24 protein-coding genes are annotated in these 22698 nt (G+C 44.3%); 6 read left to right on the top strand and 18 right to left on the bottom strand.

Going from position 1 to position 22698, the window contains the following annotated elements; all coding sequences use genetic code 11:
- Window positions 1–6: 6 nt before the first annotated feature.
- The 4 genes from D4N35_RS07435 to D4N35_RS07420 form a co-directional block, all read right to left on the bottom strand.
- Window positions 7–1029 carry an alpha-ketoacid dehydrogenase subunit beta gene (locus tag D4N35_RS07435; protein ID WP_120072025.1) on the bottom strand — a complete coding sequence of 341 codons (1023 nt, stop codon included), beginning with the start codon at window positions 1027–1029 and terminating at the stop codon, window positions 7–9.
- Between the two features lie 58 nt (window positions 1030–1087).
- Window positions 1088–2071 carry a thiamine pyrophosphate-dependent dehydrogenase E1 component subunit alpha gene (locus D4N35_RS07430; protein WP_120072023.1) on the bottom strand — a complete coding sequence of 328 codons (984 nt, stop codon included), beginning with the start codon at window positions 2069–2071 and terminating at the stop codon, window positions 1088–1090.
- 351 nt (window positions 2072–2422) lie between these two features.
- Window positions 2423–4348 (bottom strand): sigma-54-dependent Fis family transcriptional regulator, encoded by a 1926-nt coding sequence (locus D4N35_RS07425; protein WP_120072071.1) that lies wholly within the window; start codon window positions 4346–4348, stop codon window positions 2423–2425.
- Window positions 4349–4645: 297 nt separating this feature from the next.
- Window positions 4646–4981, bottom strand: a complete 336-nt coding sequence (locus tag D4N35_RS07420) for a L,D-transpeptidase (RefSeq protein WP_120072021.1) — start codon at window positions 4979–4981, stop codon at window positions 4646–4648.
- Between the two features lie 124 nt (window positions 4982–5105).
- Between D4N35_RS07420 and D4N35_RS07415 the strand changes: the two genes are divergently transcribed.
- Both D4N35_RS07415 and D4N35_RS07410 read left to right on the top strand, forming a co-directional pair.
- Window positions 5106–5483, top strand: coding sequence for a DUF2512 family protein (locus D4N35_RS07415; RefSeq protein ID WP_120072019.1), 378 nt, complete (start codon window positions 5106–5108; stop codon window positions 5481–5483).
- Window positions 5484–5587: 104 nt separating this feature from the next.
- The gene (locus tag D4N35_RS07410; protein ID WP_120072017.1) at window positions 5588–5863 is read left to right on the top strand and encodes a YqhV family protein; all 276 of its coding nucleotides are present in this window, start codon (window positions 5588–5590) and stop codon (window positions 5861–5863) included.
- A gap of 58 nt (window positions 5864–5921) precedes the next feature.
- Here D4N35_RS07410 and D4N35_RS07405 read toward each other — a convergent pair whose 3' ends face one another.
- The 4 genes from D4N35_RS07405 to D4N35_RS07390 all read right to left on the bottom strand — a co-directional run bounded on the left by D4N35_RS07405 (window position 5922) and on the right by D4N35_RS07390 (window position 8912).
- Complete coding sequence (locus D4N35_RS07405; RefSeq protein WP_120072015.1) at window positions 5922–7109, bottom strand: spr1629 family repressor/antitoxin; 1188 nt, start codon at window positions 7107–7109, stop codon at window positions 5922–5924.
- A 17-nt stretch (window positions 7110–7126) separates the two neighbouring features.
- The gene (locus tag D4N35_RS07400) at window positions 7127–7861 is read right to left on the bottom strand and encodes a spr1630 family ClpXP-sensitive toxin (protein ID WP_120072013.1); all 735 of its coding nucleotides are present in this window, start codon (window positions 7859–7861) and stop codon (window positions 7127–7129) included.
- Between the two features lie 154 nt (window positions 7862–8015).
- Window positions 8016–8336 carry a thioredoxin family protein gene (locus tag D4N35_RS07395; RefSeq protein WP_120072011.1) on the bottom strand — a complete coding sequence of 107 codons (321 nt, stop codon included), beginning with the start codon at window positions 8334–8336 and terminating at the stop codon, window positions 8016–8018.
- A gap of 81 nt (window positions 8337–8417) precedes the next feature.
- Window positions 8418–8912 carry a sigma-70 family RNA polymerase sigma factor gene (locus D4N35_RS07390; RefSeq protein WP_120072009.1) on the bottom strand — a complete coding sequence of 165 codons (495 nt, stop codon included), beginning with the start codon at window positions 8910–8912 and terminating at the stop codon, window positions 8418–8420.
- 457 nt (window positions 8913–9369) lie between these two features.
- Between D4N35_RS07390 and D4N35_RS07385 the strand changes: the two genes are divergently transcribed.
- Window positions 9370–9954: a competence protein ComK gene (locus D4N35_RS07385; RefSeq protein WP_120072007.1), complete on the top strand. Its 585-nt coding sequence runs from the start codon at window positions 9370–9372 to the stop codon at window positions 9952–9954.
- A gap of 185 nt (window positions 9955–10139) precedes the next feature.
- Here D4N35_RS07385 and D4N35_RS07380 read toward each other — a convergent pair whose 3' ends face one another.
- The 3 genes from D4N35_RS07380 to D4N35_RS07370 form a co-directional block, all read right to left on the bottom strand.
- Window positions 10140–10394, bottom strand: coding sequence for a hypothetical protein (locus D4N35_RS07380; RefSeq protein WP_120072005.1), 255 nt, complete (start codon window positions 10392–10394; stop codon window positions 10140–10142).
- Entirely contained in the window at window positions 10381–10614 is a 234-nt protein-coding gene (locus D4N35_RS07375) for a hypothetical protein (protein WP_120072003.1), read from the bottom strand. Before D4N35_RS07375 ends, D4N35_RS07380 begins: the two co-directional genes overlap by 14 nt.
- An 84-nt stretch (window positions 10615–10698) precedes the next feature.
- Window positions 10699–11823: an NAD(P)/FAD-dependent oxidoreductase gene (locus tag D4N35_RS07370; protein WP_120072001.1), complete on the bottom strand. Its 1125-nt coding sequence runs from the start codon at window positions 11821–11823 to the stop codon at window positions 10699–10701.
- Between the two features lie 113 nt (window positions 11824–11936).
- On the opposite strand from D4N35_RS07370, the gene sspL reads away from it, so the two are divergent.
- Window positions 11937–12077 carry a small, acid-soluble spore protein L gene (sspL, locus tag D4N35_RS07365; protein WP_120071999.1) on the top strand — a complete coding sequence of 47 codons (141 nt, stop codon included), beginning with the start codon at window positions 11937–11939 and terminating at the stop codon, window positions 12075–12077.
- Window positions 12078–12237: 160 nt separating this feature from the next.
- On the opposite strand, the gene D4N35_RS07360 is transcribed toward sspL, so the two are convergent.
- Window positions 12238–12990: a uracil-DNA glycosylase family protein gene (locus D4N35_RS07360; RefSeq protein ID WP_430722743.1), complete on the bottom strand. Its 753-nt coding sequence runs from the start codon at window positions 12988–12990 to the stop codon at window positions 12238–12240.
- A 96-nt stretch (window positions 12991–13086) separates the two neighbouring features.
- Between D4N35_RS07360 and D4N35_RS07355 the strand changes: the two genes are divergently transcribed.
- Window positions 13087–13347, top strand: a complete 261-nt coding sequence (locus D4N35_RS07355) for a sigma-G-dependent sporulation-specific acid-soluble spore protein CsgA (protein ID WP_235870325.1) — start codon at window positions 13087–13089, stop codon at window positions 13345–13347.
- Between the two features lie 297 nt (window positions 13348–13644).
- On the opposite strand, the gene D4N35_RS07350 is transcribed toward D4N35_RS07355, so the two are convergent.
- The 6 genes from D4N35_RS07350 to D4N35_RS07325 form a co-directional block, all read right to left on the bottom strand.
- The gene (locus D4N35_RS07350) at window positions 13645–15036 is read right to left on the bottom strand and encodes a YjiH family protein (protein WP_120071995.1); all 1392 of its coding nucleotides are present in this window, start codon (window positions 15034–15036) and stop codon (window positions 13645–13647) included.
- A 216-nt stretch (window positions 15037–15252) separates the two neighbouring features.
- Window positions 15253–16515 (bottom strand): peptidase, encoded by a 1263-nt coding sequence (locus tag D4N35_RS07345; RefSeq protein ID WP_120071993.1) that lies wholly within the window; start codon window positions 16513–16515, stop codon window positions 15253–15255.
- Between the two features lie 66 nt (window positions 16516–16581).
- Window positions 16582–17763, bottom strand: coding sequence for a thiolase family protein (locus D4N35_RS07340; RefSeq protein ID WP_120071991.1), 1182 nt, complete (start codon window positions 17761–17763; stop codon window positions 16582–16584).
- 123 nt (window positions 17764–17886) lie between these two features.
- Window positions 17887–18540 (bottom strand): 3-oxoacid CoA-transferase subunit B, encoded by a 654-nt coding sequence (locus D4N35_RS07335; protein WP_120071989.1) that lies wholly within the window; start codon window positions 18538–18540, stop codon window positions 17887–17889.
- Complete coding sequence (locus D4N35_RS07330) at window positions 18525–19202, bottom strand: CoA transferase subunit A (protein WP_120071987.1); 678 nt, start codon at window positions 19200–19202, stop codon at window positions 18525–18527. The genes D4N35_RS07335 and D4N35_RS07330 overlap by 16 nt, the downstream gene beginning before the upstream one ends.
- 172 nt (window positions 19203–19374) lie before the next feature.
- Complete coding sequence (locus tag D4N35_RS07325; protein ID WP_120071985.1) at window positions 19375–20727, bottom strand: aspartate aminotransferase family protein; 1353 nt, start codon at window positions 20725–20727, stop codon at window positions 19375–19377.
- A gap of 147 nt (window positions 20728–20874) precedes the next feature.
- Between D4N35_RS07325 and D4N35_RS07320 the strand changes: the two genes are divergently transcribed.
- Window positions 20875–22506 carry a PucR family transcriptional regulator gene (locus tag D4N35_RS07320; RefSeq protein ID WP_120071984.1) on the top strand — a complete coding sequence of 544 codons (1632 nt, stop codon included), beginning with the start codon at window positions 20875–20877 and terminating at the stop codon, window positions 22504–22506.
- Window positions 22507–22698 lie beyond the last annotated feature (192 nt).

Below are 22698 nucleotides of genomic sequence, written 5' to 3'. Positions count from 1 at the left end.
ATGCAATCAATAGGTTTCCATTAATTCTTTTACCTTTTTAAAAATAGAGTCCGGACCGGGAATGACAAAATCCTCCAGCGGGTCGCTGTATGGGATCGGGACATCCGGAATGGCAAGTCTTCGGACCGGCGCCTCCAGTTCATACAGGGCTTCTTCTGCGATGATTGCTGAAATTTCAGCCGTCATGCCGTAAGAGAGATAGTCCTCATCAACGACAACGAGACGATGAGTCTTTTTAACAGATTCGATAATTGTATCTTTGTCGATTGGTTTCAAAGACCGCAGATCTATAACTTCCGCTTCAATGCCTTCCTTGGCTAATTTTTCAGCCGCCTGAACAGCATAATGCGTCATCATTTGGACGCCGACGATCGTTACGTCCCTGCCTTCGCGTACGATCTTCGCTTTATTAAGCGGCACAGTATAGGCATCCTGAGGCACATGACCGACGGACTCATCCAGCTGATCCATCCAGCCCAGTCCCTGGAGTGATTTGTGGAACATGAAAAATACGGGATTGTCATCGCGGATGGCCGAAGTCATCATGCCTTTTAAGTCATACGGGGTTGATGGGGCCACCACCTTCAATCCGGGCATATGCGCGAAAGTGGCATATAGTGTCTGCGAGTGCTGCGCCGCATCATTATACCCGCCGCCAACTGCGGTCATCAGCACCATCGGCAGTTTGACGCTGCCTCCGGACATATACTGGATTTTCGCCATATGGTTGTAAATCTGGTCCATGCACACGCCGAAAAAATCGACAAACATCAGTTCCGCAATGGGGCGCATCCCTTCTGCCGCCGCTCCGATGGCCGCTCCAATGATGGCCGTTTCCGAAATCGGCGTATCCATAACGCGCCCGGCTCCGAATCTGTCGATAAGACCCTCGGTCGATCCAAAAATTCCTCCGTATTTACCTACGTCCTCCCCAAGAACAAAAACATCCTTATTGTTTTCCATTTCCAGAGCGATTGCTTCAGCCATAGCTTTATTTCCGGTCAACAATCTTTTCTTCGTCGTTTCCATCGATTTTTCTCCTTTCTGCAGGTGCCTGTGGCACTCCCTGATTTTTGTAGAACTGGGTTTAATTAAACATATCCGCAAGCGCAGCTTCCGGTTTCGGAAATTCGCTTTCTCTTGCAAAGTTGTACGCCTCATCGACTTCCGCCTTCACTTTGGACTCCATTTCCTCCATCTCGGCTTCATCCAACCCATATTCATCGATCAGAAGCTTTCTTATTCTTAAAATCGGGTCTCTTTCCCTCAGTGCAGGCACTTCCTCTTTTTCACGGTATAATTCCGGATCTCCCTGGAAGTGGCCCAGATAGCGGAACGTCTCAATTTCAATGATGGTCGGCCCCTCGCCATTGCGGGCTCTTTTTACCGCTTCTTCCGACACCTTATACATCTCAACCGGGTCATTATCTTTTACGTAGGCGCCTTCAATTCCGTAGGCAGGCGCCCTAAGATCGTTAGACTCGATGGCCGTTGAAGCTTTTTTCGGAACGGAAATTCCATAGGCATTATCTTCAACAACCAAAATCAACGGCAATTTCCAAAGCGCCGCCATGTTAAGCGTTTCGTGAAAAGCCCCCGAATTCGCCGCGCCTTCACCAAGAAAAGCGACTGCTACCCAGTCTTGCCCTTTCATCTTTGCAGCAAGCGCAGCCCCTGCAGCCTGCGGAATCCCCGCACCGACAATCCCGCTGCATGAAAACTTTACGTTCGGATCAAACAAATGCATGTGCCCGCCTTTGCCTTTCGAAAGGCCCGTTTCCTTTCCGAAGATTTCAGCCGTCATCCGGTTCAAATCGATGCCTTTTGCAATTGCATGATGATGCGGCCGGTGTGGAGAGGTCACCGTGTCATCCTTTGTCAGATGAGCACAAATCACCGCGGCAGGCTCCTGTCCCGTCGACAAATGCATCTCGCCCGGAACCGTCCCCGCCCCTATATTGAAAACAGGAGTCTTCCCTTCCATATACACTTCAGCCATTTGATCCTCGTAGTAGCGGCTCTTCGCCATCATTTCATACATCCACTTCAACTTGTCCAAAGGTATTGTCATGTTTGCTCCTCCCTTTTTTAAAAAAGTCTATAATTGTAGAAGCAAGTTTTATTCCAAGTTTTAAGCCGCTGATTTCAACATTCGATAAAAAATATGTCCCATTTCGGGACAGGGTGTCGAGCAGATAGCGGGACACCTGTGCCAAAATGGGACAGTCATGCAACAGCAAGAAGCTTCGCATAAACGCGAAGCTTCGAAAATTATTGATCGTGAATTTCCAATTGAACATGCGAAAAATAAGTTTATCGTGAGCTTTTCATTTCATTTTGCAGTTTTGATTATCAGGGCGATATCCCGTTATACCGACCGACTACCAACGCTGATTTTTCCTGCCATAAGAGCCCTTCCTATCTATCTTATACCATATTTTTCCATTTGCCGGTACAACGTACTGCGTGATATACCCAGATGCCGTGCTGCCCGGCTGTAGTTTCCATCACATAGATCTATCGATCGGACCAATGCCTGCTTTTTGATTTCATCTTTCATTGGAAGATCTTCCTTGACGACTGCACAAAAATTGCCGAACAATTCCGCCGGCAATTCTTCCGGCCCTAGCTTCCAGCCATTCCCCTTTACAATCGCTCTTTCCAATATATTCTGCAGCTCGCGAACATTTCCAGGCCAGTCATATCGTTGGAGAGCCTCGAAAAACTGAGGATCCGCCTCAGAATAGGATTTGCCGATACGCGTGGCCAATTTTTCAATAAAATATTCCGCAAGACGGGGGATGTCGTCCCGCCGCTCCCTTAACGGCGGAAGAGTTACCGGGATAACGTTCAGCCTAAAAAACAAATCTTCCCGGAAATTCCCTTTCACGACCTCTTTGTGCAAATTTTTATTCGTGGCTGCTATGATCCTGACATCTACAGGAACGACTTTGTAGCCTCCGATTCTCACAACCTCTTTATCTTGCAGGACCCTTAAGAGCAGGACCTGCATTTCCAGTGACATTTCACCAATTTCATCCAGAAAAATCGTTCCCCCTTCGGCCAATTCGAACTTCCCCGGTGTCCCGCCGCGCCTTGCCCCGGTAAAAGCTCCATCTTCATAGCCGAATAGCTCGCTGCCCAGCAGATCCCGCGGAATTCCGCCACAGTTGATGGCAATAAAAGGCTTATTTCTCCGGTCGCTTTCATTATGGATCGCCTGTGCGAAAATGTCCTTTCCTGTCCCGCTTTCCCCGGTCAACAAAACATTCGAATCGGACCTGGCCGCAGCAATGGCTTCCAGCTGAACTTTCCTGATTTTTTCATTCTGACCTATAATATCTTGAAACGTCACTTTTGCCTGATTACCGGAAAACTGATTGATCATCTGTCTTACTTTATGTAGTTCTTTTATGGTCAGCAGCTTCCCGATTTTCTTTTTATTCTGGAAAATTCCTTTTGAAGTAATCAACACACGGGCCTGCCGCTCGCTGCCGGAAATTTTCAACTTGATTTCCTGATCCATGACATTAGCCCTTGAAGCAGTGATTTCCTGAAAAAATCGATTATCAAAAACCTCACAGATATCCCTGCCTGCAAGCTCATGCTCTTTTTTACCGATAATTCGATGTAAAATTTCATTCGTTTTTAAAATTTTTCCGGCCGTATCAATGATGATCATACCTTCGGAAAGGGTATCCGTCGTCGCCTCCAGCAGACTTTTCATGACCGCATTTCCCCGCGTTTTTTCAATGATCTGCAATTGCTTTTCAATCGCTGCTGCTGTTGATACGACCATCCCCAATGTATGCGGGTGTACCTTTTCCACGGGACCGGACATATTTAAAATGCCGATGATTTCTCCTTCTGAATCATGAATGGGGGCCGCCGAACAAGTCCAAGGATGGCAAGCCTCCGTATAATGCTCGGAGGCCCACACTTGGATGGGTCCATCAATTGCGATGCATGTTCCGATGGCATTCGTCCCCATTGCCTCCTCACTCCACGATGCCCCTTCGATAAATTTTATCCTGTTCGCCAATTCGAACGTTTCCTTATCGCCCATCGACTTCATCAAGTAACCCTTTTCATCGCAAAGAATGACAAGAAACCCCGACCCTTTCACAAAGGAATAAAGATTCTCCATCAAGGGAAGCGAAATACAAATTAGCTCGTGATTAAGCTGCTGCAGCTCAGCCAATTCATCACTATCCAGAATCTTCGTTGCACTTTGGACATGCGGATTTACGCCATATTTTCTGGAGCGGAGCCATGCCTCCTGAATTTCTGTTTTTATTGACTTGTTGAGATGTCCCCGATATACAAAATCCTCCCACATTTCCCTCATCAACTTTTTGTCTATCAAGCCAGTTCACCCCAACTTTATAGAATATCTTCATTATAAATAGAATTGCGGGAAAATTGAAGCGATGTCTGTAGTAGCGTTCAAAACCCATGTTTTAACCAAAATATACGATTAAGCTTTCAAAAAAAATTACCGGCGCATCTATGGGGCACTATCTCAAGGCATAGCGCCCCAGCTTTCTTACTTCTCTTTTATAGAATATGGGACAACTCTTCCTTATATTTGAAGGAAAGCCTGGGCTTATGGCCCAGGAAAAGCAAGATTGTTTACAATTCCCCTTCATTTATGAATCACAACCTTCGTTCCGACCGGCACCTTGGAAGCCAACTCCAAGACATCGCGGTTATACATTCTGATACAGCCGTGTGATACATTTTTCCCGATAGATGAAGGGTTATTCGTACCATGGATTCCATAGTGAGGCTTCGAAAGCCCCATCCACATCGCTCCGAACGGCCCGCCCGGATGCGGCTGTTTATTTACAATCGTATACGTTCCGGCCGGTGTCGGGGTCAGTATTTTTCCAATGGCAACAGGATAAGTTTTTACCAATTTACTCCCTTTAAAAAGCCTCAGCTTATGGGTTTTCGTCGATACATCTATCCAATACGGCATAGGATCCCTCCGTCCCTTTTTCACCATAGTATGTGAATCATTGCGGGAAGGCTTTTTAATATTAAAAAGGGGTGTATAAAAAAAGGATAAATCATCACCATAATACAGAAGGAGGCGTTTTTAAATGGACAACAACATAAATCATGGCCAGGCCCTGCTGAGAAAAGCGATTTTAACCCTGCCTTTTGTATGGGTGATCCTTTCCGTTTTCAATGATGTTTCTTTCGTACATTCCACATTGCTGGGTATCGTCCTTATGTTGATTTCATATTTTCTGGGAGATCTGATGATTTTGCCAAAAACGGGAAATACCTCTGCAACCATCAGTGATTTCGTCATTTCCTTATTGGTCATATGGGGCGGACTCAATCTGTTTGGGTATGATGAAGCATTTGGAGAATCCCTGTTAACGGCCATTATCCTGACCATCGCAGAATATTTCTTCCATTTATGGATGGAGCGGACTCAATTCAGCGGACCCAGGCACGTAAGACAATCTTAATGAATGGGCAGTGGATTTTATATGATCCGCTGCCCATTAAAGTTTAATTTTTTTAACATCCGATTCATATAATGGGAGTTAGTACAAGCTCGGGAGGAAATCGGATGTTCACTTTTTTGGAAAAAGCTGTAGTGGGGATGGCATTATTAAGATTGCTGTCCGGAGGAATCGAAATACTCGCCGCCTTCCTTATGATTCGGTTCAATGCCGTGGAAAAAGCAATTATCATCAACAGCTCCCTTGCCCTCATCGGCCCGCTGATCCTGATTCTTACAACAGCGATCGGCATTTATGGCATTGCTGACAAAGTGTCTTTTGCAAAATTCATTTGGATATTCGTGGGCGTCGGGTGTATTTTGTATGGGGTGAAAGGGAATTGATAGAGACGGTAAGAACAGTATAAAAGCCCGGGATATAATCTCCGGACTTCTCAACATTTTAACTGGGTGAATATCCTTCTCTTTTTTCGCTAATGTACGACACGTCAAAATAAGCGGGCTGCTCAATATAAGAGCGGATGAAACTTTCATCTAAACCTAATATCTTGGCTATCAGTGTTTCATTATAGTGAGTAAGCTCCATTAACTTCCGTAAAGTAAGAATATTATTTTCCATCAGAAATTCCAGCGAGCTTTTTACTTTCCCCGGTCTTATGATTTTAATTTTATCATCCAACGGCTCAGCTTGATTGTAATTTTGTCTATTCATGGAAGCATAAAAATATCGATGCTGCTGATAGGTAAGATAGCCGAGCCTCCGAGCATAATACGCCATCGCAGCAATGGAAACCGACCACTTTTCCTTTAAATCAATATACGAATTGGGATTGGACAATTTTTTTATGGACATCATATCTTTTTTAAATTCTTCTTCCGGCATTAAAAAATAGGAAGCAAAATCATAAGCATCTTCTTCTTTTTCCTTATATTCCGATTTGGATAGATCACTCAAATCCATTTTATAATGAAGGAGAAGATGCCCAAGTTCGTGAGCCAGATCCAAATTTCTTCGAACCGCAGATTTATTAAATTTTCCCAGTAAAATCATCGGCTTATCGCTTTTACTCCAGGCACTATATGCGTCTACATCTGCACCCAAGGATTTTTCAAATACAAACGCTCCATTCTTCTCCAATGCAAATAGAAGCTTTTGATTGTTCTCTCCTACTCCCAGAAATTCCCGTGCATGTTCTGCAAGATGCTTGATCATTGCTTTTCTGTCCATTTGTCCGGTATTCTCGTTTAAATATTTAATGGAATAATCGCGCAATGAAATCAAATTATTCGGAGGATACGTAATATATCCCTCAAATATGTTCAATAAGCCTTCAATGAATTCTAAATGGGCGGCCTCATATTTTGTTTTGGCGATACTATTTATTCCTTTTGATCTAAAAGCCAGCGCACCCGCGTCAAACTTAGTTTTGAATGATTCTTTTGTGTAAAAGTATTTTGTTTTAACATTAAAAATAGCCTTCAACTTATTAACCACTTCAAGTTTCGGGCTAATATAGTTATTTTCATACTGCCATACTGATTGTTCGCTAACTCCCAGCAGATTTCCTAACTCATTTCTTGAATAACCGTGGAGTAAACGAATGTCGGTCAATTTTTCTCCGACAAACATTCAGCACCACCTCTTTTCTATGCTTCTTCTTCCGCTTCTTTATCAACAACTTTATATCCAAACTCCTCTTGTGTTCCGGAAAATTCTTCTTCTGGAACATTGACAAGCTCTTCAATGGCGCCTAGATTGATATCTGCACCTGTATTCCCCAAGTATTTCGTGAGAGAATCAACTTTAGCCATTTCCACTTGACTGCCGCTTTTATATTCTGGCATCCAAAGATCAATAGCTGACAAAATTTTTGTTTCCGGATCTATTGAATATGTAAGAATATAAAATAGGTTATAATCCTTAATATTAATATTGTCAATTGAACGGTATTCCGGAAAATCAAAAAGCTTGAGACTCCCTTGTTCACTACCTGTTATTTTTCCAAAATCGATATCTCCATTTATTTTGGATAGTTCTACAAGATAATTGTCGGAGGTCTTGGCATCCAATACTGGAGTACTTTTTTTACCCTTAATAATATCGGCATTTTTAATCAAAAGAAGGCTTTTTTTCTTTGGGTCATTAAAGCTTAAATACTCCCACGTATAACCAGCTTTTTCTTTCTTAAATCCTAGACCTTTATTCTGCACTTCCCTTGCAACTTGATCTTCGATATGATTGCCTTTCACCCATGCATAAGCTGCACTTACAAGCAGTTCATCCCTTTTCTTCATTCTAACTTCGGCATAATCACTGTAACCTCTCTCAATTCCACGTACTAAGCTGATGTTCAGCTCATCGTCAAACTTATAATCGGTCACTTAATTACCTCATTTCTATTATTTCCTTCTTTAACTCCAGTATACACCAATCAGAAGTATTCTTAAAGAAAACTCACAAATTCTGATGTTTTTTTAAAGTAACGCGCATAAAAAAAGTCTGTCCCGAAAGAAACAGACTTTTTTTATAAATGAGTCACATATGCTCAACAATCTTCCCCAATTGCCTCCGCATCTCGCCAATCGGAACAAATCTCGCTTTCCTGATCAACTCTTTCCCATTAACAAACAAGAGGACAACAGGCACGGTAAAAATTGAATATTCTCCCGCAATCTCTGGAATTTCATCCGCATCTGCCTGCATCGAAACGATGCTCGGAAATTCTTCCAGCAACTCCTCCACCTGCGGGAGAAGCCCATGGCAAACTGAACAGTCCGGTCTTGAAATATAAAGAAGTGTCAGCTGATTCTCATTGATCATCTCATGGATTGCTTCCAAAGAGTGAACCTTTTTCACTGCGCTCAAATCCTTTACATTATTTATATAGTTTAATCTAAATAACATCAATTTTTAACTGATTATAACTTGGACTGTTCTTCACAACAACACTCCCGCTTCAATGTTCACCTTGATTTTCTCCATCGCCCCCGCCCGCCATTTTTTTACGGCGGACAAGGAGACTTTCTCCTCTTCGGCGATTTCCTTCACAGACATGCCGAAGTAAAACGTATAGACGACCCACTGTTTCTGCTTTTTCGTAAGCCCGTCACAATACGAGAGCAAAGTGGCAAGCTGCAGCGGAGGCTGCTCCCGCTCATCCTTTTTTGTCTCCCAAAAGGCGTCATCAGGGTAGGCATTCCCCTCCTCTGCCTTTGACTGCCTCGTCAACTCCGTCATCATCCGGCCCTTCATATAGGAATAGGCAAACGTGCTGAATTTCCCTTTTTCCGGATCAAACCTCGCATGTGCTTCCCATAACGCAATGAGGGCAATTTGATAAAATTCGTCTTCGTTTTTGTAGATGTTCAGCGAATGCATAATATGATAGATCATCGGTCTGTACTGCTCAGCCAGTTCAGTGAAACCTTCCATTCAGGGGGTCCTTCCTGGAAGCGCGCCATCCGTTTATTCCCGGGTACCTTCACCTTAATCGGAAGCGCCGTTTCAAGCTAATCGCTGTTTTGGCAAAAATTCAATTTTTAACAGGCCAAACTAATAAAAAAGCCTCGATTTTTGAATTTTCCCTAAGGGAAAATTCAAATTTTCAGCAATTTTTTTAAAAAGTTGACCATGATGCCGGAAAAAAGACCTATGCCTTAATACCCTCAAAATTTCCAATAAAATGATATAATTTTCAATAAATTTGCATTTTTATCGTTGACATTTACTATTTCTATTAGGATAATGGAGACAATTGACCATGATTGAATTGGGTGATGCGGATGATTAGGTAAAAAGAGGGTTGTCCGTTACGTTGTAAGATTTCGTTTTGACCATCCAAGAAACTCTTCACGATAAACTAAAAATTTATGAAAAGAGGAATCGCGGAATGGAATTAAGGGAGTTTTACATCATTAAACGATATACGTACGCGCTCATACCAATGCTTGTCGAAAATGGTTACATATTCACAAAAGTAATAGAAGGCCGTTCGGTTTTCCTGGTAAAATTACGTCCGCTCCAAATCATCCGGGACAGCATGCAATATTACGGACACGATTGGGAAGGTGCCAAAAAAGCTGCAAAGTCAGTATTGGGAAGCATCCACATGCCTCCGGTAAAAATAAGCGGGAGCTTGGGGATCTACTGGTTTCCAAGTAAATCTCCCTATGCACATGATTGTGTTTGGTTTGCATTGGATCATATTCAGGACCGTTTGGCTGTCGCGCCTAAAGAAACAAAGGTCTTTTTTCCATCGGGGCACCATGTAACCGTTCCAATCAGCTTGAAACAATTCAACAGCAGAAAGCACTGGGCCCTGGAATTGAAAACAACCTTCGAAAAAAGAACTATAAAAGAAAGCTTTCAATGGCCATACATATATCAAGGGAATCTTCCAATCCTGAATGACCCCACAACTCTCTACCAATTCATCGACACCAGCAAGGAATACAACATCGATGACACTCATTAAAAATAGCAGCCGGCGGGCTGCTATTTTAAGCCTGAAATCTGTCGCCCATATTTGTCTACCCGGTGATCGAGGGGAAGGGCAGCCGCAAACCATGAGGAAGTGACGGTTAAAATGGCCCAAGGGCTTGCACCCCGGGCCATTTATAAGTCAATATTTCCCCAGCCAGACTTCCAAACATTGTGCGGTTAAATCATACTCGGCTGTCTTTTTAGTAAGATAATCCCCGGCAAGCGACCTCCACTGATAACCAAATCAATATCGACGGTGGTGTAATCACTTTTTGTATATAATTCTACAGCCAGGCCACCAACTATGATCGGTTTAACCTTTCTCTCTGCTAACAGTTCTGTCAAAACAGCGGCTACACCGACCATTTTTTCAAATTTACTCTTTCCAATTAGGGAACTGATACGTGTTTTGGCATGCTCAATCGATCTCATAATACCACACACGATCACTTAAATATCGGATCTTCCCCTCTTGCTCGGCCTTTTCCCAACGTTTCATACACAGTTGATCTAAAATTTTTATTTCATCGGGATCGCGAGGCCTTGTTCTTATTTTCCTCCCAAGAGGCTTATTTCTTAGGATCGCACGATCCACATTGCTTTTTTCTTCGTTTATCCAGTCAGTCAGGTCTGAAAGATCCACCTCTTTCATGCTCTCACCCACTTTAACAATTTATCAATGATTATAACAATCATTGCAGGGGATACCAAGCAGGCAAGCCGATCCCTGCCCTTTCTATTGTCTTTCCGGGCATCCCGCAATATCCCTCATCGGATCGTACGCTGAAATATCCATTCCCACTTCCTCACCCAGTGCCAACTTTGCTGCAACCATCCCGGCATACGGTCCCATCGTCAAGCCTGAAGAACCCAATCCGTTCACAATGACCAGCCCTTTTACGGACGGGACTTCCCCAAGCAGCGGCAAGCCGTCTTTTCCAAATGGCCTGAAACCCACACGGATTTCATCAACAGTTCCGTCTGAAAGTCCTGGGGCTACAGACAACGCTTCGTCAAGCACTTCTTTTACCCCTCCGGCTGTCATGCGGTAATCAAACCCGGATCCCGTTTCCCTTGTTGCACCGGCAACTACCCGGGATTCATCGAACGAAACCAAATAATGGCTGCTTTGCGGGATGATGACCGGCCATTCGGAAGTATCCTGATCCGGCACCTGCAAATGTACTATCTGGCCCCGCTGCGGTTCCACGGATATGTCCAATCCCAAAGGTTCCAACACTTTGGTCATCCATGCTCCCGCAGCAACAATCACTGCATCACCCGAAAAAAATTGATCACCAACCTGGACTCCGGACATTCTTCCATCTTTTACCGAAAGTCTGGCCTCGCCGGATAAAAACTGAGCTCCATGCTTTTCGGCTCCCCTTTTCAGAGCGTCCCTCAGTAAAATCCCATCCACACGGGCTGCCCCGCCAATAAAAACAGCTTCCAGGCCACTTCTTAGCGGCGGAAAAAGAGCTTGCGCCTCCTCGGAAGAAAGTCTCCGCACCTCGCCGACTTCAGGACAATTCATTTTCCGCTTTCCAACTTCATACTCAATTCTCTTTAACTCCTCTTGATTATCACTAACCGCCAAAGCCCCCACCCGGGCATAGCTTACATTTCTTTCGCCGTCTTCTTCCAACATCGATACTAACTCCGGATAATAGCAAGCTCCAGCGTTGTAAAGAGCATATTTTTCGGGCCGCTCTTCCAGCCAGGGACAGACAATCCCGGCTCCCGCTTTTGTGGCCTGGCCTTCATGGCCTTGATCAACTACCGCCACCTCAACACCTTTTTTGGCCAAATGGTATGCCGCACTGGCTCCCGCAATTCCTGATCCAACTACAATCACTTTCATATGCCACACCCCTTTTATGTAAAAAAATCACTTAAGTACAGTTTATCAAAAACTCTGGCCGCAAAAGAATAAAATTACAGATTGGCTGAACAATATGAACTGGAGGTGTAGTCATGAAGCGAGATGATAACGTACGGAGTAAAAAGCGAGTTGTAACAAGCGTAAACCCTCAAGGATTGACAGAAGACATCGCCAACCAGGCGCCAAAGACGAAGCTTGAGGAGCGGGCGAAAAAGTCGAATACGAAGATTTAAACAACCACCCCCTCTAGGTGCTACTACGCAAACAATGCAGGTGTTCAGCACCTGCACTTGTTTTTGCCGGCTATAATACCTTAAATAATAGACGGAGGCGATGTTTAGCAAAAGCTGAACCTCGCCTTTTTTGTAACCATATTATTCGATAGATCATTAATCAAAACAACTCCCGCTCATCCACAAACCTCTCAACAATTGCCTTTAGCTCCGCTTTGGCCTTATGAAATTGTTTTTTCCTGTGGCCGTTGGCCCCTGATGGGTGCGGAAATCCGAAGAGACAGCGCTTCTCGGGTATCATCCCTTTATATACTAGGTCCGTCATTACTTCCGACACTACCTTCCCCAGCGGGACCAATAAGAAATCAGTTTCGATTTCGTGTAGTTCCTTTGGAAAAACGTTATGCGCGTAGTGAGTCAGCAAAGCGGATTGATGGATTTTCGGAGCATGTCCTGTATAATTTTTTCCTTCTATAAACACAGGGTATTTAATGATGGATGTCGTATGAAGCAGTCTCCGGCATTCTCCAAATAACAGTCTGCTTGAGCTTAGACTGAAAGCCGTGTTTACTCCGCATTCATCCAGCATTTCTATTAGGTTTTTTCTCATGGCACCCGTAAAACTGGCCGCCCGCTTTGATTCCAAAAGCACCTGTTCTAAGGAATCTCCCTTTTGCAGAGACAATTTTGCCTGCCGAAAAGCGGCTTCCATCTGTGTCCAGCCCGGGGTAATCCCTACGATGACTATTTCCGCATGGCAATTAATGAACTCATTGTGAGGAGCGTAATACACTTCAAGACCATCCGCTTTTCCTATTAAAAAATGTTCATTTAATAAATCCTTTTTCTCCAGAAGGTCAGAATCAGGCAAATTCCGGATAGAAGGCAAAAAACGCTGAAAGTCTGTATTCAAGAAAAACACCCCAATATTTTGGAATCAAAAACGCTTCCTTATGAGAATAAATTCCCACTATGTTAAAACAATAATACCCAGAGCTGCAGAAAGAAGGTGAACCCGATCGACCACACATTAGGCTATCTGCGCGAAGCATTGTCCAATTATGAAGATGACGGCAGAGCTCAAAATTTATTCAAACAGCTGTCCAACCACCATTATGAAAATGAAAAAGACTTTGTAGAGACTTTGGAAAGCGAAGAAATTCAATACTTGGATTCAATCCTTGAAACGGAAATCAGGTACGCGAAGCAGGCACAGGATGAAAAGCGGCTCAAGGAATTGAACGAAGTGCAAGAGCAGTTATTTCCATGAAAAAAGAGCAAGTCTCAAGGGGCTTGCTCTAATCTAAACAAGCACAATTGGCTCGCACGGATCATTTCATGGCCGATTAGGACCATGTCCTGCCAAAATCAGTTCATATCTTCTTAATTACCGATCATAAGTCAGCTTTTTCCGATCATATAACATAATTTACGATCATAACTCACCACTTTTCGATCATAACCTACCATTTTCCAATCATAAGGTTGCTTTTCCGAACGCAAATAGTGCATCAGGCGGCTCCGTACAAATCAAAAAACGACCGGCATCCACCGGTCGTCCTTCATTTTAAAAAATCCAATGCGCGATCAACACGACAATCGGCAATGTAATCGCCGTTCTCAACAAGAAGATCAAGATCAGATCCTTCAGATTGACCGGCAGTTTGGAACCGAGCAGCAGGCCGCCCATCTCCGATAAATACACAAGCTGCGTAACGGATACACAGCCGATGACAAATCGGGTCATCTCGCTTTCGATGCCGCTTCCGATGATCGCCGGCAGGAACATATCTGCAAATCCGATGATCATTGTCTGTGATGCCGCTGCAGCTTCCGGCACTTGCAAGGCTGAAAGAATTGGAATAAAAGGCATTCCCAAATATTTGAACACCGGAGTATATTCTGCGATGACCACGCCGACCGTTCCGATCGCCATCACCACCGGGATGACACCGAGCCACATTTCGATCACGTTCCTGAATCCCTCTTTTACAATGGACGAAACGTTATTATTTTTATTCGCCTGTAAAACCGCTTCGCTGATTCCCCATTTAAGCGGTGTAACATTCGCCGGAATTCCTTCTTCCACTTTCAACTCTGTATGTTCATACCCCGTATCCGGCTTTCTGGACAACGGAGGTATTCTTGGCATAATAATGGCGGCCGCCAATCCAGCGACGACAATGGTCGCATAATATTCAAGGAAATAATCTTCAAGATGCAAATATTGGTTTACCACTATAGTAAAAGTGATCGATACGACGGAAAATGTCGTTGCAATAACAGCAGCTTCACGCTTTGTGTAAAATCCGCCTTCATACTGCTTGGAAGTCAAAAGTACACCGATTGTCCCATCGCCGACCCATGAAGCAAGACAATCCAGAGAAGATCGCCCTGGAATTTTAAATACAGGACGCATGACTTTAGCCAACAAGGCACCAAATAATTCAAGCAAACCGAAGTCGAGCAGCAAAGGCAGGAAGAAGCCGGCCAATAAAAAAGTCGTGATTAAAATAGGGATCAAATCATAAACCAGCATACCGCCTGTGCTTTCGGAGCGAATCCACTCCGGCCCGATTTGATAAACAGCCATAAAAGCAAAAATTGCACCCAAAAGGCGAATGATGACCCAGGTATTGGACACATGAAAAACCGTGTGAAGAAAAGAATTTTTCATGATAAAATCCGGCTTGAACATTTTGGCAATAATAGATACCGAAACCGACAGGATCATTAACCACGCCGCAACAGGCGGGACATAATCAACCAAAAGGCCATTAATCGCATTAGCCAAAAACGCAACCGGAATTGTAACCCCTTCTTCCGTTTTCATCGGAACCATAAACAAATAAATTCCAATGAGAGACGGAATAATAAATTTCAAATAATGGACAATAGAATAGGACTTCAATGAAATGGTCTTATTCTTGGAAGCAATCTCATTAGCTGGAAGACTCATATATAATCACCTTTCGTATAAAAACCTATGCCAGGGTAACTTTTAAAAATCCACACCAATGAATTATTATGCATCATTCGTTATGGTTTGTCCAGGGTGAATTGCTATTTTGATATAAAAAAAGAGGTATGACGTTGAGGAAAGAAGATTCATACGAGGGTAACTTTCAGAGCAGAAAACTGCCAGGAGATTCACTCCTGGCAGTTATTCATCGACTTAATCAATTTCACACCAATCCACAATCGTCGCTGCAATGATTTTGGCGGCTTCAAATATTTTTTCCACCTCAATGGCTTCGTTTGGGAAATGCGCGAGATTCGTGATTCCGGGACCGAACACAACACTCGGTGTATCGCCGACCTGCGATAGAAGGCCGCCGTCCGTTCCCCAAGGTGCTGCTTCAATCACAGGCTCTTCCCCAGCCACTTCTTTAAAATTGCTGATCAATGAGTCCATCAAAGGATGATCTGTTGCAATTTCCCCAGGAACCCATCTTGCACCGAACCACTCTACCTCAACGGGATGATCTTTGAACCAATCATCCTTCTCCGCCAGCCTTTTCATCCATTGTTCCATTTCCGCCTGGACTTCTTCCATTGTCTCGTTAGGAGCAATGCCGATGCGGCCTTCCAATTCCACGATGTCCGGAACAGAAGATGGCCAGTCTCCGCCTTTAATGGTGCCGATGTTGATAGGAACAGGGATCGGAATGTTGTCGTATAACGGGTCCGTAATTCTTTCGTTTCTGACTTTCTCCAATTCCTTCACATGTTCAGTCACGATAAACGTTTTATCAATCGCACTGACACCATGATATCTTGTGCCGCCGTGTGCCGTCCTGCCCGTTACGATGAGGCGGAACCATTTTGATCCCTGCTGTTTCGGAAAAATTTTCATATTGGTAGGTTCCGGAATGATGGCAGCATCCGCTTTGTATCCTTTGAGCACTGCATCCAGGGTTCCGGCACCGCCGCTCTCTTCTTCCACGACGCTTTGAAAAATAACGTCGCCTTTTAAACGGATTCCCAAGGACTTGATCGCGTCTAGGGCAATCATTAAGGAAGCATTACCGCCTTTCATGTCGGTCGCGCCCCGGCCGTACATTTTTCCGTCCACGATTTCTCCGCTATATGGTCCAATTTCCCACTGATTGTGGTCACCTTCCGGTACAACGTCTACATGCCCGTTTAAAATGATCGATTTTCCTCCGCCAGTTCCTTTTAAAACGCCCACCACATTCGGGCTGTTTTCAAATGCTACACGATTCGAATAGAAATATGGATGCTTCTGCAATCTTTCGCCATCCAATTCCCAAACATCCACATCTAAATCAAGATTGGTTAGAAATTGGGCGACGTTTTCTTGAACCTCTTTTTCATTCCCCTGAGTGCTCGCCAGTTGAACAAGCTTTTGTAAAAACTCTATATGCGCTTGTCTGTTTTTATCGATCCATTGATTGATACTATCTTTGACTGTCATGATTTACCTCCTCTTTTCTTGGGTGCCTACTGGCATTCCACGCATTTTGTCGAAGCCGGTTAACCGTTACACTTTCATATTTTCATAGATAACCGTAATTCCCATACCTCCAGCCATGCACATCGTGACCAATCCATATTTCGTCTTGGAGCGGATCATCTCATGGATCAGCGTGACACTCAATTTGGCACCGGTCGCTCCAACAGGATGGCCGAGCGCAATCGCTCCTCCGTTGACATTTACGCGGCTTTCATCCAAGCCGAGCTCCTTGATTACAGCAAGCGCCTGGGCTGCAAAAGCTTCATTCAACTCGATCAAGCCGATATCATCAAGCGTTAATCCCGCTTTTTCCAACGCTTTTTTTGTCGCTGGAACAGGTCCAATCCCCATGACCGAATGGTTCACTCCGGCACTCGCATATGCTTTTACTTTGACGAGCGGCTGCAAGCCCTCCTGTTCCGCACGTTTAGCAGACATCATCAGCAGTGCCGCAGCCCCGTCATTCATAGGACACGCATTTCCTGCCGTCACGAAACCATCCATTTTAAAGACCGGCTTTAAAGTCGTCAGCTTTTCCTTGTCAATGGAGGCCCTTACATTTTCATCTGTTGTAAAAAATTGTTTTCCTTTCCGTGTCTGGAGTTCTATAGGGGCAATCTCATCCGAAAACTTATTTTCCCGGATCGCCTTCGCTGCTTTCACATGACTGTCATAAGCAAACTGATCCTGTTCTTCCCGAGTGATTTGATATTTTTCAGCCAACCGTTCGACTGTCACACCCATATGTTCATTTCCCAGAGAGCAAACCAGGCCATCTGCCATCAGCGCATCTTCCATTACAATATTACCAAACTTGGAACCCCAGCGGTTTTTTACAATGTAAGGGACATTGCTCATGCTTTCAGTCCCTCCGGCAACAATCACCTCATTCTGCTCCGTTTGAATGGCAGCTGTCGCATTTGTGATGGCTTTCAAGCTTGAGCCGCACGCTTTGATCACGACATATGCCGGTGTTTCCTCAGGGAAGCCAGCCTGCTGGGAAGCGATTCTGGCTGAATTCAACCCGCCGCCGTGCACGTATCCGTGTCCGAAGATCACTTCCTCTACACTGCCTTTAGGTAAACTTGTTCTCTTCATTAACTGCTCTAAAACTTGTTTTCCCAGTTCTGTGGCTTCCACATTTTTTAATGACTTGCCAAAGGCGCCGACCGCCGTTCTGACGCCGGCTACAATCACTGCATCCTGCATCGTGAAACCTCTCCCTTTTTGTTTGGAGTCAGTGCTCCCACATGGTAACGCGTTAAAGCAGCAGGGGCCTGACCCCCAGCGTATTAACGTATTAAAGAGTCGAAGGATTGACCTGCTGCCCTGCTATTTTACAAAATCAGCAACGTGAAGTTCCGCCCCTGTAGCATTGATCACATCTTCAACTGTGTACGGATCTTTCACTTCTATCAAACTTAATCCTTGTTCAGTGACTTCGATAACTGCCATATCTGTAATAATCAGGTTGACACATTTCTTGGCAGTAAGTGGCAGTGTGCACTCCCTTACAATCTTTGGATTGCCATGTTTGTCCGTGTGATTCATCAGCACAATCACCTTTTTGGCTTTCTGAGCCAAATCAACGGCGCCGCCCATCCCTGACACGATTTTTCCAGGGACAATCCAATTCGCCAAATCGCCGTTTTCACTAACCTCAAACGCACCTAAAATCGTAACGTCCAAGAGCCCGCGGCGAATGATTCCAAATGCGAGGGTACTGTCAAAATAGGAGGCACCAGGCACCACCGTCATCGGAATTCCGCCTGCATTGCATAAATTGGCATCTTCCTCGCCTTTTTGGGGAGCAGGCCCCGTCCCCAAAACGCCGTTTTCAGCGTGGAACATGACCTTTATGTTCGAAGGTATATAATTGGCCACCAAGGTTGGTATGCCTATCCCGAGATTGACCACCATTCCATCTTTAATTTCTTCCGCAGCCCTCTTTGCAATCGCTTCGCGCACGCTTACTCCCATGCCCATGTCCAGTTCACCCCTTCGCTTTTTACTACTATGTCCACAAACGCACCAGGTGTCACAATTTCTTCCGGATCCAGCTCACCGACCGGGACGATTTCTTCCGCTTCCGCAATTGTAATGGCTCCCGCCATAGCCACCAATGGATTTGTATTCCTAGCACTTTTATCAAAAATTAAATTCCCAAACTCGTCAGCTTTTTTCGCATATACTATGGAAACATCTGCTGTCAGAGGTTTCTCAATAAGAAAAGTCTTCCCGTCAACAACGACTTTTTCCTTGCCTTCAGCAACAAGGCCATCCACGCCAATATCAGTTAAAATCCCGCCTAATCCGACGCCGCCCGCCCTAATGCGCTCGACCAGCGTTCCCTGAGGGGAGAACTCAATCTTCATTTTATTTTCATGCATGAATTTCCCTGCATTCGGATTGGAACCAATATGCGATGCGACAAGCTTCGCCGCCCTTCCATCCGTAACGAGCTGGCCAATCCCTACATGGGGAAACCCCGCATCATTACAGATCAAAGTTAGATCGTTAATGCCATTTTCTAAAATGGCTTTGATCAAAGTCGGCGGATTCCCGATTCCTCCGAATCCGCCGACCATCAGAGAGGAACCGCTTTTTATGCATTTAACCGCTTCTTGTACAGATTGTACCTTTGACATCATCAACGCTCCTCGTGACTTTTTTGAAATTATTGGTAAAATACTACTAGTTTTCGAGATACGCTTCCAACCTTTGGAATTACTCCGATGTTGTGAAAAATACTCTCAACTTTTCAGATTTACTCTTTACTTTCCAAAAATACTCTTAACTCCCTGGATTTATTCTTCAGATTCACCTCTTCGAAAGCTCCCCCAGAAGTTCCCTCTCAACTTTCCCAAGTGCCACCGCAAATCTTCTGACCAGTTCATCGACTTCTTCCCTCGTAATGGTAAGTGGAGGAGATAAAATAACAGCATCGCCGGTCAATCCATCTGCCCCCGCGTTTGCCGGATAGACGAGAAGACCTTCCGCAAAGTTGGCTTCAACAATCTTATTGACAACGTCCAGCGCCCTTTCAAAAGATTTTTTCGTCAACTTGTCTTCTACAAACTCTATACCTACAAATAAGCCTTTTCCGCGGACATCCCCGATGATTTTACTTGCTTCAGCGAGCTCACATACCCTCTCTTTCAAATAAGCCCCGTTCACTGCAGAATTCTCAACAAGGTTGTTTTTCTCGATATAATTCAATACGGCCAAGGATGTTGCGGCGGACTGCGGGTTTGCGCTGAATGTATGGCCGCTCATGACAATCTTGGATCCGTTCAGGATCGGCTCCATCACTCTTTCGCTTACAACGGCTGCGGCCATCGGCGTATAGCCCGCGCTCATTCCTTTTCCGGTCGCCATAATGTCCGGTATCACATTAAAATGCTCCATCGCGAACATTTTTCCGGTTCTTCCCACTCCGGTCATGACTTCATCCGCAATGAATAAAATGTCATGCCGATCGCAGACGGCTTTCATTTTCTGGAAGTATCCATCCGAAGGCGTTAATGCTCCTCCTGCAGCCCCGATCATCGGCTCCGCGATGAACGCAGCGATATGATCTTTCCCGACTCTCAAAATCTCTTTCTCCAATTCTTGCGCATAAAAATCGTCGCATTCCTCTATCGTTCTCTGGCCGGCATCCCGATAATAATAAGGTGCTGAAATAGATGGATAGCTTTCCAGCATCGGTTCAAAGCGTTCCCGCCGCTGAATGTGCCCGGACATGGATAAAGCCCCCATTGTGATTCCGTGGTAGCTCATCCATCTGGAAATGATTTTATTTTTGGTTTTCATCCCTTTTTCCTGCCAATACTGGATGGCAATTTTCATCGCTGTTTCCGTCGCTTCCGAGCCGCTGTTCACAAAAAAAGACCAGTTTAAATCCCCCGGGGTTATTTCACTGATTTTTTTCGCCAGCTGTTCAGCCGCCCCCGTTGTAAACTGGGAACGGTAAACGAAGGAAACCTTCTTGGATTGCTCTGCCATCGCCTCAATGATTTCTTGTACGCCGTGTCCAATACTGGCCGTCACGGCTCCGGATGAACCGTCAATATATTGTTTTCCTTGCTCGTCGTATAGATAGATCCCTTCACCATGCGTGATGGAAGGGTATTTATGGTCTAAAACAGGTTTAATGAGATATGTTCTTGTCATGATATCCACCTCAAATTTTAGTAAGCGTTTACGCTATGAAAATGTTAATATGTGTATAAGAAAATTATAGCCGACACAAAGAAGCCGTTCTATTCGACCAAAATGCAAAAAACAACGGCATTCATTGTACTTTGTGTATAAGAGGGGTTGTTTACAATAGCGATCAGCATTCAAAAAGCACTTCAATTGCCAGTTATGCAAAAAACGAAATTGGCAGCGGGACATAATGGAATCGAAAACAGCATCAAATGGGTGACCATCGTAGAAGTTTTGGAAGATATCGGCCGATTGCAGCCGGGGGAATTTTTGATTACGACGGGGTTCGGAATATCGGAAAGCAAGGAGCAGCTTGAGGTATTCCATAAGCTGCTAAAATCCAAACTGCTGTCGGGGATCGCCATTTATACAAGCTTTTATATGAAGGAAATTCCGCCGAGTTTCATTGAATTGGCGAACGAAAATGATCTCCCGTTGATTGAAATTCCAACTGACATCAATTTTTCCGAAATCACAAAAGCTATGCTCGAACAAATTGTCAATAACCAGATGCATCTGCTCGAGCAGGCAGAGTATATCCATCGGGAATTAACGAATCTTATATTGAACGACAAAAGTTTGATGGAGGTAACTGAGCGTCTTGCTCAATTGACAAGTTCACACATTGTCATCTTAAATGAATTTTACGAGACGATTTATACGAATGACGAGAACAATTTGACAATTTATTCCATTAATGACATCTCCAAACATCTTATAGCCAGCTTAAAAAGAGAATCCAAGGTGAACTTTACATTGGAAAAACACATTTCCACCGTATATCCGATCATCGCGAAACAATCGTGTTACGGCTGGGTTGTCATGACAAAACCAGAGTCCGAATGGCAGGAACTTGATGACATTGCCATCGAACAGGCTGCTCCCATCTATGCGATGGAATTTTTGAAAAAGCAGGCGATCGAAGAAACCCAGCTGCGGATTCAAAGCAATTTTCTTGAAGACATTTTCAACAAAAATTATATCAATGATAGAGTCATCATCGACCAAGGCTTGAAGCTTGATTATGACCTCACCTTAAATCAGTCCGTTTTTCATCTGACATTCAAGCATCCTGGAGACATTGACGTTAATTTGATAGACAGGCTGTATCATTTGACCGACCAAATTCTTGGCCAGAAAAAGAAACAGCATTTGATCCAGACAAAGCTTAATTCCATCATCTTTTTGACGAATGTCGCAGGGGAAACCACTGAAGAAAAATATAAGCATTCCGTCCATCTCGCAAAGGACTTACTGAAAAACTGGACCTACTATTTTCCAAACGTTGAGTTAATTATAGGGATCGGGAAAGATTATAAACAGGTGGATGATTTGGGGAAAAGCGCGCGGGAAGCCCATTATGCCGTTAAATTGAGTGACCTGATCAGCAAAAACGTCAATATTGTCCATTACGATGATCTGGGAATGTACGACCTGCTGTTGGAAATGGAGCGTTCGGGGATTGATTTGACATCCATATATAAGCAGCATATCAGCGGTTTGCTCAGTGATAACGACAAAGAAATCGACCTCATCGAAACGCTGGACAGTTATTTTAAAAATAACCAAAGCATCCAAAAGGCCGCGGAAGAATTGTATATTCATAGACACACATTGAGATACAGGCTGAATCAGATTGAAATCCGGACAGGGCTGGACATCAAATCCACCGAGGACCTGCTGAAATTGCAGCTTGGTGTCATGGCGTATAAATTAGTGAACCTATTGAAAAAAGAGCCGTGATGGCTCTTTTCTCGTTGTTTAATTATAAAATGCTCAGGTTGTTAGTAACTTATTTGTCACTTAGTGCTGCGTCCGGCTCCAGCGCCTATCGACTAGCAGACTTCACGCTTCTTCCTACGATAAGTCAACATCGCTCCGCTCCGCTGCGCGTGTTTCCTTTATCTCGTCAGAAGCGCTCCAGTCTGTACGTCG

Source organism: Siminovitchia fortis, from assembly GCF_003605365.2.
GTDB classification, from domain to species: domain Bacteria; phylum Bacillota; class Bacilli; order Bacillales; family Bacillaceae_C; genus Siminovitchia; species Siminovitchia fortis.
This window is presented reverse-complemented; position numbering and strand designations above follow the sequence as displayed.

What these genes read in the sequence shown, in the direction of transcription:
- D4N35_RS07405 (WP_120072015.1), bottom strand. Translation starts at nt 7,109, where the DNA reads ATGTTTGTCGGAGAAAAATTGACCGACATTCGTTTACTCCACGGTTAT.
- sspL (WP_120071999.1), top strand. Translation starts at nt 11,937, where the DNA reads ATGAAGCGAGATGATAACGTACGGAGTAAAAAGCGAGTTGTAACAAGC.
- D4N35_RS07335 (WP_120071989.1), bottom strand. Translation starts at nt 18,540, where the DNA reads ATGGGCATGGGAGTAAGCGTGCGCGAAGCGATTGCAAAGAGGGCTGCG.
- D4N35_RS07325 (WP_120071985.1), bottom strand. Translation starts at nt 20,727, where the DNA reads ATGACAAGAACATATCTCATTAAACCTGTTTTAGACCATAAATACCCT.
- D4N35_RS07435 (WP_120072025.1), bottom strand. Translation starts at nt 1,029, where the DNA reads ATGGAAACGACGAAGAAAAGATTGTTGACCGGAAATAAAGCTATGGCT.
- D4N35_RS07410 (WP_120072017.1), top strand. Translation starts at nt 5,588, where the DNA reads ATGTTCACTTTTTTGGAAAAAGCTGTAGTGGGGATGGCATTATTAAGA.
- D4N35_RS07390 (WP_120072009.1), bottom strand. Translation starts at nt 8,912, where the DNA reads ATGGAAGGTTTCACTGAACTGGCTGAGCAGTACAGACCGATGATCTAT.
- D4N35_RS07370 (WP_120072001.1), bottom strand. Translation starts at nt 11,823, where the DNA reads ATGAAAGTGATTGTAGTTGGATCAGGAATTGCGGGAGCCAGTGCGGCA.
- D4N35_RS07385 (WP_120072007.1), top strand. Translation starts at nt 9,370, where the DNA reads ATGGAATTAAGGGAGTTTTACATCATTAAACGATATACGTACGCGCTC.
- D4N35_RS07425 (WP_120072071.1), bottom strand. Translation starts at nt 4,348, where the DNA reads ATGAGGGAAATGTGGGAGGATTTTGTATATCGGGGACATCTCAACAAG.
- D4N35_RS07340 (WP_120071991.1), bottom strand. Translation starts at nt 17,763, where the DNA reads ATGCAGGATGCAGTGATTGTAGCCGGCGTCAGAACGGCGGTCGGCGCC.
- D4N35_RS07430 (WP_120072023.1), bottom strand. Translation starts at nt 2,071, where the DNA reads ATGACAATACCTTTGGACAAGTTGAAGTGGATGTATGAAATGATGGCG.
- D4N35_RS07330 (WP_120071987.1), bottom strand. Translation starts at nt 19,202, where the DNA reads ATGTCAAAGGTACAATCTGTACAAGAAGCGGTTAAATGCATAAAAAGC.
- D4N35_RS07420 (WP_120072021.1), bottom strand. Translation starts at nt 4,981, where the DNA reads ATGCCGTATTGGATAGATGTATCGACGAAAACCCATAAGCTGAGGCTT.
- D4N35_RS07350 (WP_120071995.1), bottom strand. Translation starts at nt 15,036, where the DNA reads ATGAGTCTTCCAGCTAATGAGATTGCTTCCAAGAATAAGACCATTTCA.
- D4N35_RS07415 (WP_120072019.1), top strand. Translation starts at nt 5,106, where the DNA reads ATGGACAACAACATAAATCATGGCCAGGCCCTGCTGAGAAAAGCGATT.
- D4N35_RS07380 (WP_120072005.1), bottom strand. Translation starts at nt 10,394, where the DNA reads ATGAGATCGATTGAGCATGCCAAAACACGTATCAGTTCCCTAATTGGA.
- D4N35_RS07345 (WP_120071993.1), bottom strand. Translation starts at nt 16,515, where the DNA reads ATGACAGTCAAAGATAGTATCAATCAATGGATCGATAAAAACAGACAA.
- D4N35_RS07375 (WP_120072003.1), bottom strand. Translation starts at nt 10,614, where the DNA reads ATGAAAGAGGTGGATCTTTCAGACCTGACTGACTGGATAAACGAAGAA.